General features: G+C 72.2%; 11 protein-coding genes. 1 reads left to right on the top strand and 10 read right to left on the bottom strand.

Translation table 11 applies throughout. The annotated features are described in order from the left end of the window. Positions 1–235 precede the first annotated feature (235 nt). Complete coding sequence (locus K4G22_RS19425; protein ID WP_228081557.1) at positions 236–553, bottom strand: DUF3039 domain-containing protein; 318 nt, start codon at positions 551–553, stop codon at positions 236–238. An 11-nt stretch (positions 554–564) separates the two neighbouring features. Continuing rightward, positions 565–1,122, bottom strand: coding sequence for a YqgE/AlgH family protein (locus K4G22_RS19420; protein ID WP_228081556.1), 558 nt, complete (start codon positions 1,120–1,122; stop codon positions 565–567). A gap of 132 nt (positions 1,123–1,254) precedes the next feature. Between K4G22_RS19420 and murA the strand changes: the two genes are divergently transcribed. Next, positions 1,255–2,574 carry a UDP-N-acetylglucosamine 1-carboxyvinyltransferase gene (gene murA, locus K4G22_RS19415; protein ID WP_228081555.1) on the top strand — a complete coding sequence of 440 codons (1,320 nt, stop codon included), beginning with the start codon at positions 1,255–1,257 and terminating at the stop codon, positions 2,572–2,574. 103 nt (positions 2,575–2,677) lie between these two features. On the opposite strand, the gene K4G22_RS19410 is transcribed toward murA, so the two are convergent. The 8 genes from K4G22_RS19410 to K4G22_RS19375 all read right to left on the bottom strand — a co-directional run bounded on the left by K4G22_RS19410 (position 2,678) and on the right by K4G22_RS19375 (position 13,196). After that, positions 2,678–2,959, bottom strand: a complete 282-nt coding sequence (locus K4G22_RS19410; protein ID WP_062203791.1) for an HU family DNA-binding protein — start codon at positions 2,957–2,959, stop codon at positions 2,678–2,680. 307 nt (positions 2,960–3,266) lie between these two features. Then, positions 3,267–4,670: an NAD-dependent malic enzyme gene (locus tag K4G22_RS19405; RefSeq protein WP_228081554.1), complete on the bottom strand. Its 1,404-nt coding sequence runs from the start codon at positions 4,668–4,670 to the stop codon at positions 3,267–3,269. Positions 4,671–5,067: 397 nt separating this feature from the next. Beyond that, a complete protein-coding gene (locus K4G22_RS19400; protein ID WP_228081553.1) occupies positions 5,068–5,538 on the bottom strand; it encodes a carboxymuconolactone decarboxylase family protein in 471 nt (156 codons plus the stop codon). 112 nt (positions 5,539–5,650) lie between these two features. Then, positions 5,651–7,987 carry a HelD family protein gene (locus K4G22_RS19395; RefSeq protein WP_228081552.1) on the bottom strand — a complete coding sequence of 779 codons (2,337 nt, stop codon included), beginning with the start codon at positions 7,985–7,987 and terminating at the stop codon, positions 5,651–5,653. A gap of 94 nt (positions 7,988–8,081) precedes the next feature. After that, positions 8,082–9,239: a uroporphyrinogen-III synthase gene (locus tag K4G22_RS19390; RefSeq protein WP_228081551.1), complete on the bottom strand. Its 1,158-nt coding sequence runs from the start codon at positions 9,237–9,239 to the stop codon at positions 8,082–8,084. Between the two features lie 137 nt (positions 9,240–9,376). Beyond that, positions 9,377–10,774 (bottom strand): nitrate/nitrite transporter, encoded by a 1,398-nt coding sequence (locus K4G22_RS19385; RefSeq protein WP_228081550.1) that lies wholly within the window; start codon positions 10,772–10,774, stop codon positions 9,377–9,379. A 150-nt stretch (positions 10,775–10,924) separates the two neighbouring features. Continuing rightward, positions 10,925–11,929 (bottom strand): DUF1015 family protein, encoded by a 1,005-nt coding sequence (locus K4G22_RS19380; protein WP_228081549.1) that lies wholly within the window; start codon positions 11,927–11,929, stop codon positions 10,925–10,927. Between the two features lie 16 nt (positions 11,930–11,945). Continuing rightward, positions 11,946–13,196, bottom strand: coding sequence for an ATP-grasp domain-containing protein (locus tag K4G22_RS19375; protein WP_228081548.1), 1,251 nt, complete (start codon positions 13,194–13,196; stop codon positions 11,946–11,948). Positions 13,197–13,515: the final 319 nt, after the last annotated feature.

The raw sequence follows: 13,515 nt of genomic DNA, 5'->3' as shown, positions 1-13,515 counted from the left end.
ACTCAGCCGAGGAACGGCGGGCGCTTCGAGGCGGGTTGGGAGCAGGCTCACACGTTCAGGGCACGCGACGGAGGCCCGCCGCCCCCGCGGGCACGGCCGGGTGCCGCCCCGGCCGATCCCGGGGCGTCACACCTCGGCCCGTCGAAGGGCTCGTCGGAGCTCCGCGGCAGCCCCGTCGGAACTCCGCCGCGGCCCCGCCGGAGCCCGTCGCGGCTCCGCCGAACGACAGCGCGGGCTACCTGTTCCCGCCCTTGCCGCCCTTGCCGCCCTTTCCGCCCTTGCCGTCGCCGCCGCCACCGAACGAGCCCATGGACTCGTAGATCTCCTTGCAGGTGGGACAGACCGGATACTTCTTCGGGTCGCGCCCGGGGACCCAGACCTTGCCGCAGAGCGCGACGACGGGCGTGCCGTCCAGCGCGCTCGCCATGATCTTGTCCTTCTGGACATAGTGCGCGAACCGCTCGTGATCGCCGTCACCGTGCGTGGTCTGCGGGGTGGGCTCGACGATGGTGCCGGTGCCCGCTCCGCGCTCGGGCTCCTCAACAGTGCTCATGAGTACCTAGCCTAATTGAGCGAGGCGTCGTCCGGATATGTGGCGAGCATGGCGAGACTGCCGTGCTGCCGGCGCAGCACCGCCCGCCAGAGGCTCTCGGGCCGGGGCACCGACACATCGCCGGGCTCCGAGTCCACGACATACCAGGCGCCCTCCTCCAGCTCCCGCTCCAGCTGGTCAGGGCCCCAGCCCGCGTAGCCGGCGAAGACCCGCAACGAGCCCACCTCGGCGGCCAGCACCTCGGGCGGGGCCTCCAGATCGACGAGGCCGATCGAGCCGTGCACCCGCCGCCAGCCCAACGGGCCGACGCCCGGCACCACGGCCAGCGCCAGGGCGGCGTCCAGCGCGACCGGGCCGCCCTGGAAGACCACCCCCGGCTCCCCGGCGAGCGCCGCCCAGGGCTCCAGCACCTCGGACACGCCGACCGGGGTCGGCCGGTTCAGCACCACGCCGAGCGCGCCGTCCTCGTCGTGGTCGAGCAGCAGCACGACGGAGCGGTCGAAGTTGGGGTCGGACAGGGCTGGGGTGGCCACCAGCAGCCGCCCGGTGAACGAGGAGACCTCGGGCATGCGCCCATGATTCCGTATTCGGGACCCCGGGGGGAGGGGCGCCCCCGGCCGGGGTGCGGGGGCCGGGCGGCGTGCGGCCATTACCATTTCGAAGTGGTCCCCCGCACCCCTCCCGAAGAGATCGCGAGTTCCATGACCGACGACGTACTCCTTGTTCACGGCGGCACCCCGATCGAGGGCGAGATCCGGGTCCGAGGGGCGAAGAACCTGGTCCCCAAGGCCATGGTGGCGGCCCTCCTCGGCAGCGCGCCCAGCCGGCTGCGCAACGTGCCGGAGATCCGTGACGTGCGGGTGGTGCGCGGCCTCCTCCAGCTGCACGGGGTGACGGTGCGCAGCGGCGAGGAGCCGGGCGAGCTGGTGCTCGACCCCTCGCACGTGGAAAGCGCGAACGTGGCCGACATCGACGCGCACGCCGGCTCGTCGAGGATTCCCATCCTCTTCTGCGGCCCGCTGCTGCACCGCCTCGGGCACGCGTTCATCCCGGGGCTCGGCGGCTGCGACATCGGCGGCCGGCCGGTCGACTTCCACTTCGACGTGCTGCGCCAGTTCGGCGCCGTGATCGAGAAGCGGGCCGACGGCCAGTACCTGGAGGCCCCGCAGCGGCTGCGCGGCTGCCGGATCAGGCTGCCCTACCCCTCGGTCGGCTCCACGGAGCAGGTGCTGCTCACCGCCGTGCTGGCCGAGGGGGTGACGGAGCTGACCAACGCCGCCGTCGAGCCGGAGATCGAGGACCTGATCTGCGTGCTGCAGAAGATGGGCGCGATCATCTCCCTGGACACCGACCGCACCATCAGGATCACCGGCGTCGACCGGCTCGGCGGCTACACCCACCGGGCGCTGCCCGACCGCCTTGAGGCCGCCTCCTGGGCGAGCGCCGCGCTGGCCACCAAGGGCAGCGTCTATGTCCGCGGCGCCAGCCAGCGGGAGATGCTGACGTTTCTGAACGTCTACCGCAAGGTCGGCGGCGCGTTCGAGGTGGACGAGTCGGGGATCAGGTTCTGGCACCCGGGCGGCCCGTTGAACGCCATCGCGCTGGAGACGGACGTCCACCCCGGCTTCCAGACGGACTGGCAGCAGCCGCTGGTGGTGGCCCTGACGCAGGCGTCCGGGCTCTCCATCGTGCACGAGACCGTCTACGAGTCCCGGTTGGGCTTCACCAGCGCGCTCAACCAGATGGGCGCGCACATCCAGCTCTACCGGGAGTGCCTGGGCGGCACGCCCTGCCGCTTCGGCCAGCGGAACTTCCTGCACTCGGCGGTGGTGTCGGGGCCGACCACGCTCCAGGGCGGCGATCTGGTCATCCCCGACCTGCGCGGGGGATTCTCCTACCTGATCGCGGCGTTGGCGGCGCAGGGCACCTCACGGGTGCACGGCATCGAGCTGATCAACCGGGGCTATGAGAACTTCCTCCACAAACTTGAGGAGTTGGGCGCCAAGGTCGAACGCCCCTGACCACCCGCCCGCGCCCATGGCACAGATGAGCGAAGAGTGAACGAACACGCGTAAGGGGTGGCCCCCTCCAGGGGGCCACCCCTTAGCCGTCTTCACCCGACGGTCACTTGCCCTTGGCGGCTTCCTTCAGCTTGGTGCCCGCGGACACCTTCACGCTGTACCCGGCCGGGATCTGGATGGGCTCGCCGGTCTGCGGGTTGCGGGCGGTGCGAGCCGCGCGGTGGGTGCGCTCGAAGGTCAGGAAACCGGGGATGGTGACCTTCTCGTCGCCCTTGGCCACGACCTCCCCCACCGTCTCGGCGAGGGCCGCCAGGACGGCGTCGGCGTCCTTCCGGGTCACCTCGGCGCGCTCGGACAGAGCGGCCACCAGCTCACTGCGGTTCATATTACGTACTCCCAAGTTCATCTTGCCAATGAGGCGTGAGATCGAAGCCGATGCTGCCAGGACCCACTGACACTGCCAGGACCAGGGGTCCTCCCTGGCGCCCGGGTACGCATCCTGCCCTCACCAGTGGCGGGAAGGCCAATCCGAGGCCCCCGGTCGGACGCCTGATGAGCGCCCAGGTCCGCAGGTGCGACGTGCCCGAGGCCGTGCCTCCCGGTCACCCTAAGGGGCAGTCGGAGCCCGCTGGCAACCGACTCGCCGCCCCGCGCGCCGCGGGGCGGCTCTCCCCGCGTGCGGGGAGTTGACGTCAGCCCTGTCGCGCGGCCTGCCGGACCGCCTCGGCGACGGCCCCCGAGACCCGCTCGTTGAAGACACTGGGCACGATGTAGTTGGCGTTCAACTCGTCGACTCCCACCACATCGGCGAGGGCGCGCGCCGCCGCCAGCATCATCGCCGTGCTGACCGAACGCGACTGGGCGTCCAGCAGGCCGCGGAACACCCCGGGAAAGACCAGGACGTTGTTGATCTGGTTGGGGAAGTCGGAGCGTCCGGTGGCCACCACGGCGGCCGTCTGCCGGGCGAGCGCCGGATCGATCTCCGGGTCCGGGTTCGCGAGGGCGAAGACGATCGCGCCGTCCGCCATCGCGGCCACATCCTCGCCGGTCAGGACGTCGGGGGCGGAAACACCGATGAACACATCGGCGTCCACGATCGCCTCGCCCAACGTGCCCGTCACACCGTCGGGGTTGGTGTTGTCGGCGATCCAACGCAGCGGGGAGTCCCCGTCGGCGCCGACCAGATCGTCCCGGCCCGCGTGCACCACGCCGTAGAGGTCGGTCACCACCGCGTGCTTGACGCCGGCGGCCAGCAACAGCTTGAGGATGGCGGTCCCCGCGGCGCCCGCGCCCGACATCACCACCCGGACGTCGCCCAACTCCTTGCCGACCACGCGCATCGCGTTGTGCAGCGCGGCGAGCACCACGATCGCGGTGCCGTGCTGGTCGTCGTGGAAGACCGGGATGTCCAACGCCTCCCGCAGCCTGGCCTCGATCTCGAAGCAGCGCGGCGCGGAGATGTCCTCCAGGTTGATCCCGGCGAACCCGGGGGCGATCGCCTTGACGATCTCCACGATGGCGTCCGGGTCCTGGGTGTCCAGGCAGAGCGGCCAGGCGTCGATGCCGGCGAACCGCTTGAAGAGCGCCGCCTTGCCCTCCATCACCGGCAGCGCCGCGTGCGGGCCGATGTTGCCGAGCCCCAACACGGCCGAGCCGTCGGTGACCACGGCGACGCTGTTGCGCTTGATGGTCAACCGCCTGGCGTCCTCGGGGTGCGCGGCGATCTGGGTGCACACCCGGGCCACGCCCGGCGTGTAGATCATGGACAAATCATCACGGTTGCGAATCGGGTGCTTCGACGACATCTCGATCTTGCCGCCGAGATGCATCAGGAACGTCCGGTCCGAGACCTTGCCCAACGAGACGCCGTCGATGCCGCGCAGCTTCTGCACGATCTCGTCGGCGTGCGCCGTCGAGCTGGCCGCGATGGTCACGTCGATCCGCAGCTTCTCGTGTCCGGAAGCGGTCACGTCGAGGCCGGTGACCGACCCGCCGGAGGACTCGACCACCGTGGTGAGCTGACTGACGGCCGTGCCACTCGCTGGCACCTCCAGCCGGACCGTCATCGAGTACGAGACACTGGGCGCCGTTGCCATGGCCGAACTTCCTTCACTTTCCTGGTCCGCGCGGGGGCCAAGGGACGGCCTGCCGCCGGCTCAACCGCTGTCACCCTACGAGAGGCGCCCAGGGCGGCCGAAGCCGGGACCACACTGATCGGCCTGACGCTAACAGCGCTGTCAAGCCTCGGGAAGAGATCCCGGGAGGTGAGGAAGTCAAGGACACCGACCCGCCAGCTCGCCTCGCGGCAAGTGGTCGCTCGTAGCGACAATGGTTGGGCCCGGGGGCATGGAACGGGCCGGTGCCACCATCCAGGCTACCGCACTGAGCCCAAGGGTCAACCGGTGTCTTGGCGCAGGTCAGGGCGGTGCGGCGGAGGCGCCGCCGACGCGTCTTGGCGTCGGCGGCGCCGTCGGTGTCGGCCGGAACGCCCGCTCAGGCGAACTGTCCGGGCCGGTAGTGGCCGGCGGGGTTGCGGACGATGACGTTCAGGCGGTTGAAGGCGTTGATGATCGCGATCAGATACACCAGGGCGGCGAGTTGGTCCTCGTCGAAGTGCTTGTTCGCCTTGTCCCACACCTCGTCGGAGACGCCGCCGGCGGCGTCGGCGATCCGGGTGCCCTGCTCCGTCAGCTCCAGGGCGGCCCGCTCGGCCTCGGTGAAGACCGTGGCGTCCTGCCAGGCCGCGATCAGGTTGAGGCGCAGCGAGGTCTCCCCGGCCTCGGCCGCCTCCTTGGTGTGCATGTCGGTGCAGAAGCCACAGCCGTTGATCTGACTGGCGCGGATCTTCACCAGCTCCTGCGTCACGGCGGGCAGCGTCGATTCCTCGATCACCCGGCCCGCCGAGGTGAGGTGCTTGAGGGCCTGGGCCCCAGAGGCGCCGAAGGGGTTCAGTCGAGCGTTCATGAGGTGCTCCTACGCCGTTGCTGTCGGTAACACACATGGGATGGGCGATCGGATTCGGGATGTGACCCGATCGTCCTGTGACGTGCGTCTCAGCGAGGCGGTCCCGCCGGGGTCAGGAGCCCGGCGGCCCGTCCGCGCGGAGCAGGGCGGGGACGCCGTCGGGGCCCGGGGCGTCGTCCGGGCCGGCGAGGACGGTCAGCCGTTGGGTGGCCCTGGTCAGGGCGACATAGAGCACCCGGTACCCGGCCGGGGACTCGCCGGCGATCCTGGCCGGCGCGACCACCAGCGTCGCGTCGTACTCCAGGCCCTTGGCCTCCAGGCTGCCCAGCACCACCAGACGGTCGTCGGCGCCCGCCAGCCAGCCCCTGGCGGTGGCGCGCTGCGCCATCGCGACCACCACGCCCACCGTCCCCGTCACCTCGGCCAGCAGCCGCTCGGCCTCCGCGCGCACCGCGTCGGGCAGCGCGTCCGCCGTCGCGGCGACCGCGAAGCGGGGGTCGACGCCGGTGGCGCGGACCGCGCGCGGCGGCGTGGCGCCGGGCATGGCGCGGGCCAGCACCCCGTCGGCGACCCGGGCGATCTCGGCCGGGTTGCGGTAGTTGACGGTCAGCTCGAACCTGCGCCGGGAGCGCCCGCCGAGCGCGGCCCGCTGCTCCTCGGCGGCCTCATCCGGCGCCGACCAGGAGCTCTGCGCCGGATCGCCGACCACCGTCCAACTGGCCTGCCGGCCGCGCCGGCCCACCATCCGCCACTGCATCGGGGTGAGGTCCTGGGCCTCGTCCACGATCACATGGGTGTAGTCCGCGCGTTCCTCGTCGTCGCGGGCCGCCCTGGCGCCCCGTTGCGCACGCCCCCCGGCCCGCTCCGCGCGCTCCGCGTGGGTGGTCAACTCGGCGACGCCGCTGAGCGCCTCAAGCGCGTCCAGCCCCCCGGCGCCCTCGCGCGCCGGCGCCGGCCTGGCGGGGGTGCCCAGCAGGGCGCGCAACTCGTCGAGCAGCGCCACGTCATGCGCCGAGAGCCCCGCGCGCTCCGGGGTGATCCGGCGCAGCGAACGGGCGACGAGGCGCACCTCGCGGGGGCGCAGCAGCCGCCTGGCCCAGCGGGAGAGCCGCTGCTCGTCGGCCATCGACCGCAGCACGTCGAGCGGCGTGACCTCGGGCCACCAGGCGGCGAGGAAGTCGAGGAACACGTCCTCGGTGCCGATGTCGTCGGCGAACGCCTGCCTGGTCTCGGCCGCCAACTCCGGGTCCTGGAAACGGGTCGCCGCCCCCGAGCACTCCCAGAGCGCGTCCAGCAGCAGCCGGCGGGCGCGGGGCCGCAGCAGGTTGACGGGGGCCGTGCCGCCGAGCACCTGCCGGCGGACCTGGTCGAGACGTCCGGCGTCCAGCTCGACCCGGCGGCCGAAGGCGACCACCCGCAGCGTCTCCGGCGCGCCCGGCGCCTCCACGGCGCCGCGCGCCGCGCGGGCCAGCACCCGCGCCATCACGGCGGAGCCCTTGACGGCGGCGACCCGCTGCTCGTCGTAGGAGTCCGCCTCGAAGCCGTCCACCAGCGAGCCCAGCGCGCGGATGGCGACCTGTCCCTCCTCGCCCAGCGCCGGCAGCACGCCCTCGGTGTAGGAGACCAGCAGCGGCGTGGGGCTGACCACCAGGATGCCGCCGGCGTAGCGGCGTCGGTCCTGGTAGAGCAGGTAGGCGGCGCGGTGCAGGGCCACCGCCGTCTTGCCGGTGCCGGGGCCGCCGGTGACCTCGGTGACCTTGCCCGCCGGGGCACGGATCACCTCGTCCTGCTCGGCCTGGATCGAGGCGACGATGTCCGTCATCCGGTGGCCGCGCTCCCGGCCGAGGGCGGCCATCAGCGCGCCGTCGCCGACCACGGGCAGCTCCTCGCCGGCGAGCAGCGCGCGCAGCCCGGGGCGGAGCAGATCGTCCTCCACGCCGAGCACCCGGCGCCCCCGGCTGCGGATCACCCGGCGGCGCACCACCCGCCCCGGGCGCAGCGGGGTGGCGCGGTAGAACGGCGCGGCGGCCGGCGCGCGCCAGTCGATGACGAGGGGGACGTACTCCGCGTCCAGCACGCCGAGCCGGCCGATGTGCAGGGTCTCGGCGATGTCGGCGATCTGCTCGCCCGCCTCCTCGCGTACCGCGTCGTCGGCCGGCTCGACGGAGGTGGAGGCGCCGTCCGGGCCTCGCACCCCGTCCTTGCCGGCGAGCAGGTCGATCCGGCCGAAGAGGAAGTCCTCGAACTCCCGGTTGAGCCGCGAGAGGTGGAGCCCGGCCTGGAAGACCTGGGCGTCGCGTTCGGCGAGCGCTCCCGGGGTGCCGACCTGGACTCGGCTGGCGGCGTCCGCCATCAGGTACTCGGCTTCGTGGATCTTCTCCGTGAGCCGTCCGTACACGGCGTCGAGATGCCGTTGCTCGTCCCGGATCTCCCGGTCCCGCGCGTCCAACGTTCCGGCCCCCTTCTGCTGCTGTGCAGGGCAGCCGTCAACCGTACGCGAAGTTGGCGGCGTCGACAGCCGCCGTGACACGTCCGGGTGCTGGTCAGTCGCCGTACTTGGGTGCTTCGAGCGTCGGGTCGAGGGCCAGCCGGTAGCCGCGTTTGACCACGGTCTGGATCACCGATGGCGCGCCGAGCGCGGTGCGCAGCCGGGCCATCGCCGTCTCCACGGCGTGCTCGTCGCGCCCGGCGCCCGGAAGCGCGCGCAGCAGATCGGGCCGCGCGACAACCCACCCCGGCCTGCGCGCCAGGGCGCGCAGCAGGGCCATGCCCGCCGGCGGCACCGGTCGGAGCGCGCCGTCCAACACCACCGCGCGCCCCCGGATCTCCAGCCGGTGCCCGGCCACCGGCAGCGCCTCGGCCCTGGCCGGCAGCTCCGCGCAGAGCAGCTGCACCAGCGGTCCGAGGCGGAAGCGTTCCGGTGCCCTGGTCGGCACGTCGTGCGTCCGCAGCGGCAGCGCGGTGACCGGGCCCACGCAGGCGGCCAGCACGCCGCGCTTGAAGGCGTCCAACAGCGGTTCCAGCAGGGCTCGTTCCTCGGCGCGGCGGAGCAGCGAAGCGGCGGCGGGGGCCGAGGTGAAGGTGACGGCGTCAAGCCCGCCCGCGATCACGGTTTCGATCATCCGGTCGACGGGTGTGATGTCGGCCGGCGGCATCCAGCGGTAGACCGGCACGTCGACCACCTCGGCGCCCGCCGCGCGCAGCGCCTCCATGAAGCCGGGCAGCGGCTCGCCGTGCAGTTGGAGCGCGATGCGGCGGCCCGACACGTCCTGGTCCAGCAGGCGTTGGAGGACCTCGGCCATCGACTCGGACGCCGGTGACCAGCTCTCCGTCAGCCCAGCGGCCCGGATCGCGCCGCGCACCTTGGGGCCGCGCGCCAGCACCTCGGCGGTGGCGAGGGTGGCCAGCAGCTGCTCGCCCACCCCCCAGCCGTCGGCCGCCTCCACCCAGCCGCGGAAGCCGATGGCGGTGGTCGCCACCACCAGGTCGGGCGCGTGCTCGATCAACCGCTTGGTGGCGTCGAGCAGTTGGTCGTCGTCGGCGAGGGGCACGATGCGCAGCGCCGGAGCGTGCACCACCTCGGCCCCGCGCCGCCGCAACAGCGCGCCCAACTCCTCGGCGCGCCTGGCCGCCGTGACGCCGACGGTGAAGCCATCCAGCGGGCGGACGGGGTTTTCCTGGTGCTGCTGTTCCTGCGGCATCGGCCTGACCGTTCCACCTGTGATCGATAGCGTGCGGCTGACCCTGCCAATCTGCCATGACGGGCCAGGTTCCCCTGGGTTACCCCGGTGTTACGCCCGACCCGCGTGGATCGCGAGGGTCGGGCGGTGCGCCGGGCTCACACCCCCACGTAGGCGGGCTCCTCGCTGGACCGACTCCCGGCGGCGACCCGGCCGCCGGCCGACGCCCCCGACCGGCCGCCGCCGCGCAGGTATACGGCCCAGGTGACGACGGAACACGCGGCGTAGAAGGCGAGAAACGCGGTGAACGCGCTCGCGCCCGAGCCGGTGGCGAGGAAGGACTGCCGGAAGGCGAGGTTGATGCCGAGGCCGCCCAGCGCGCCCACCGCGCCGATCAGGCCGATCGCGGCGCCGGAGAGCCGGCGCCCGTAGGCCGCCGCCGCGTCCCCGGTCAGGCCGAGGGACCTGGCCTTGGCCTGGTAGATCCCCGGAATCATCTTGTACGTCGATCCGTTGCCGACGCCGCTGAGCACGAAGAGCGCGGTGAAGCCGACGAGGAAGACGGGCAGCGACTCGGCCCGCGAGGCCGCGATCACCACGCCGGTGGCCACCGCCATGCCGACGAAGGTGGCCAGGGTGATCCGCGCGCCGCCGAACCGGTCGGCCGCCAGACCGCCGATCGGCCGCACCAACGAGCCGAGCAGCGGCCCGACGAAGGTGATCGAGGCGGCCTGCAACGGGGTCCGGTCGAACTGGTTCTGGAGCACCAGGCCGAACGCGAAGCTGTAGCCGATGAAGGAGCCGAAGGTGCCGATGTACAGGAACGACATGATCCAGGTGTGCGCGTCCCGGACCGATTCGCGGGCGGCCCCGGTGTCGTTGGTGACCGGCGCGAGATTGTCCATGTAGCGCCAGGCCAGCACCGTGGCCAGCACGATCAGCGGCGCGTACACGGCGAGCAGCACCCGGGGGCTGCCGTCCCCGACGACCGCGATCACCAGCAGGCCGACCAGCTGGATCACGGGCACCCCGATGTTGCCGCCGCCCGCGTTCAGGCCCAGCGCCCAGCCCTTCTTACGCAGCGGGAAGAACGCGTTGATGTTGGTCATCGAGGACGCGAAGTTGCCCCCGCCGACGCCGGTGAGGACGGCGACCCACAGGAACGTGCTGTACGAGGTGCCTGGCTCCATCACCACCCACGCCGCGACGGTCGGCAGCAGCAGCAACGAGGCGGAGACCACCGTCCAGTTGCGCCCGCCGAACCGCGCGACGGCGAACGTGTAGGGCACCCGGACCACCGCGCCCACCAGGGTCGCCACCGAGACCAGGAAGAACTTCCCCGCCGCGTCGATGCCGTACTCGTCGCCCATGAAGAGCACCAGCACCGACCACAGCGTCCAGATGGAGAAGCCGATGTGCTCGGAGAGGATGGAGAACGCCAGGTTCCGGCGGGCGATCGGCTCGCCCCTGGTGCGCCAGAAGTGCTCGTCCTCGGGATCCCACTCCTCGATCCAACGCCCACCACGGCGGGCGGACTTCGGTTGGGTGACTGTCATGGCGCCTCCAGCGACATCCGGGTCCGGTGGGTCGTACCGCCGAAGTTAGGAACGCCGCGCTTCCGGGCTGTTGGCGGGAGGTGACGTGGACGAAACCTCGGTCTCACCCGGCGGCCCGACCCCACGTGAGAACACCGGGGGCCGCCCGGCTCAGCCGGGACGGTCCAGCGGGCCGCCGCTGACCGGCGAAGGACCCAGATGGGTGCTCTTCGGCGGCATCCCGGCGCCGCTGGCGGCGCCCGCCCAGATCTGGTCCCAGGTGGGCGGCGGCAGGATCAGCCCCACCTCGTCGGACGCCGGGTACTGGCTGGTGTAGCGGGGTATCGGCATCAGCTGCTGGTCCTCGCAGAGCGCCGGGATCAGCACATGGTCGCTGATCGCCGCCGGCAGCTCGACCCACTCGGCCGGCAGCGCGCGCAGCCGGCCGGCGAGGGCGACCGGTGAGATCTCCGACAGGCCCCAGATCCGCCCGTGCCCGGTCAGCAGGTAGGTGCCCGGGAGGGGCACCGGCCGCTGGGCGGGCGGCAGTTCACGCACCCGGGCGATCCGGGCGGCGGAGCGCACCGCCCGGTCCAGGTCGAGCCCCGGCACCACGCGGTGGGTGGCCGACAGCGTCAACGGGTACTGCCGGTAGTCGACGACCAGGGCCAGCAGCCGGTCCCCCACCGCGCCCGGATGCGCGCGGTACAGCCGGCGCGCGGCCTCAAGCCGGTGGTGGCCGTCGGCCAGCAGCAGCGGGGGCAGCGGGGGCGGATCGAGCGCCCAGGACGCGTCGCACACCCAGAGCCGCTGCACGCCGCCCTCCGGGGTGCCCAACTCCTCGTCGGCCGGCCGGCGCACGGTCTCCTCGACGCAGACGCGGAAGGCGCCCAGGCTGGGCGCGGCCAACAGCAGCGGATCGACGCTGCCGCCGCGCTCCTTGAGCAGCCTGGCCTGGAGCCGGACGGCGGACTCGCCCACCTGCTGATGGCGCAGGACGTGCCCGCTCTCCACCCCCAGTAGGCTCAACGCGCCGATCACACCCCGCTGTTCCACGGCTCCCACCGCGTCCATCCGCTCCAGCACGTAGTAGCTGGCACGGTCGAAGGGACGTGCGAGAACACCGTGGAAGGGGAGCAGCAGATCCGCGCGCGGGGCCGGGCTGCTCGGCGGCACCAGCGGGCGGGACAGCTCAGGCAGCAGAGTGCTCCTCCTCGCTTGCGGACACGGGCACCACGATCGGCCGCAGGGTGTCCTGTGCCTTTCTGAGCACGGCTTCCAGCGCCTGGGGCCCGTCGCTGACCGCGGTGACGCAGCCATGTCCGGCGACCCGGCTGGTGGTCTCCGGAACATGGCCGCCCAGGGGGACGGAGATCTCGACCCCGGTCACCCCGGGCAGCGCCAACGCCTCGCTGACGCCCTCCACTGCCGCCAACACCCCTGGCGGCAGACGCAGTTGACGGATGCCCGCATAGCGGCGCGGCGGTTGGCTGGCCGGCTGGGGCAGATCGAGCGCGGTGGCGATGGCGAGGGCCGCGAGGTCGGGGCCCTCGGCCAGCAACAGCAGGTCGCTGATCCAGTCCTCACCGGGGTGGGCGTGCGACTCGATCAGGCGTGGCCCCGCCTTGGTGAGGATCACCTCGGTCTGGGAGGGGCCGCTGCGGTGCCCCGCGGTGTTGAGGGTGGCCACCACCAACTGGTGGATCTGCTGAGTCGTTTCCTCATCCAGTTCCGCCGGCAGGTCGTAGCCCGTCTCGGTGCCCTCCGGTATGCCGGAGGTGTACTTCCTGGACACCGCCAGGATCGTGTGCGTGCCGGCCCTGGAGTGGGCCTCCACGCTGAACTCGGGGCCTTCCAGGAACTCCTCGACGATCAGGGCGGGCTCGGCCGCCAGTCCGGCGGCCAGGAGCGCCGCGTCCGCCGCGTCACGCAGCAGATGGACGCCCTGGCCGCCGAACCCGGTGCGTGGCTTGGCCACACAGGGAAAGCCCACACGCGCGGCGGCGGCTTCCAGGTGTGCGGCGCGGTCGCACTGCTCGAACCGGACGGGGGCACCGGTGAGCTGGTTGACCTTGCCACGCAGGGCCGCCTTGTCCGTGAGGTACGCGACGGCCGCATGGGGATTGCCAGGAAAACGCAGCACCTCGTTGGCCCTGGCCGCCGCGAGCGCGCTGGCCTCGGCGAACCCGAAGACGGAGATCCTGGCGGGAAGGTTCGCGAGATGGCCGATGGACATCATCAACCGCGAGTGGTCGGACCACTCCACGGTCATGGCCTCGTCGGCCAGTTCCACGGCCTCCCGGACATCGGGGCTCGAAAGGTCCGGCGCGAGGACCAGGCTGCGAGCACCGACAGCGCTGGCGGCCTCGACCACGGATCGCCGCGGGCTGAGCAGCACCGCCATCGGCGCCGGTGGCTTGGTCATGCCGCCCTCGCTGCTCACGCGGACCCTCCGAGAGCCCCGATCAGGCCCAGATGTTGAGAGTGGAGATGGCCTGGGTCGAACTGGATTCCGAGGCGGAGCCCTGAGCGACGGCTACTCCTCCGGACACAGCCACGGCCAAAAGGGCTGCGCTAAGGGCGAGAGCAAACTTCTTCACGGGTTCCCTCTTCCGTGTCCACATAGACGAACATGAGTGGCATGCTGGCGCAATCATGCTCACGAGCATTCACGGAGAAGTCGATAGAGTCACTGTGGCATCATCTCGCCTGTCAAGTTGACGCCAAGGGGCTGGCCGACGTCGTTCGAGGAAGAAGAGCGT

The organism is Streptomyces profundus, from assembly GCF_020740535.1.
Taxonomy (GTDB): domain Bacteria; phylum Actinomycetota; class Actinomycetes; order Streptomycetales; family Streptomycetaceae; genus Streptomyces; species Streptomyces profundus.
Note: the sequence above shows the minus strand (reverse complement) of the source record. Positions and strands in the feature narration are given on the sequence as shown.

Coding starts and splice junctions, on each gene's coding strand:
- K4G22_RS19425 (WP_228081557.1), bottom strand. CDS start 553: ATGAGCACTGTTGAGGAGCCCGAGCGCGGAGCGGGCACCGGCACCATC.
- K4G22_RS19400 (WP_228081553.1), bottom strand. CDS start 5,538: ATGAACGCTCGACTGAACCCCTTCGGCGCCTCTGGGGCCCAGGCCCTC.
- murA (WP_228081555.1), top strand. CDS start 1,255: ATGACCGACGACGTACTCCTTGTTCACGGCGGCACCCCGATCGAGGGC.
- K4G22_RS19410 (WP_062203791.1), bottom strand. CDS start 2,959: ATGAACCGCAGTGAGCTGGTGGCCGCTCTGTCCGAGCGCGCCGAGGTG.
- K4G22_RS19385 (WP_228081550.1), bottom strand. CDS start 10,774: ATGACAGTCACCCAACCGAAGTCCGCCCGCCGTGGTGGGCGTTGGATC.
- K4G22_RS19390 (WP_228081551.1), bottom strand. CDS start 9,239: ATGCCGCAGGAACAGCAGCACCAGGAAAACCCCGTCCGCCCGCTGGAT.
- K4G22_RS19405 (WP_228081554.1), bottom strand. CDS start 4,670: ATGGCAACGGCGCCCAGTGTCTCGTACTCGATGACGGTCCGGCTGGAG.
- K4G22_RS19420 (WP_228081556.1), bottom strand. CDS start 1,122: ATGCCCGAGGTCTCCTCGTTCACCGGGCGGCTGCTGGTGGCCACCCCA.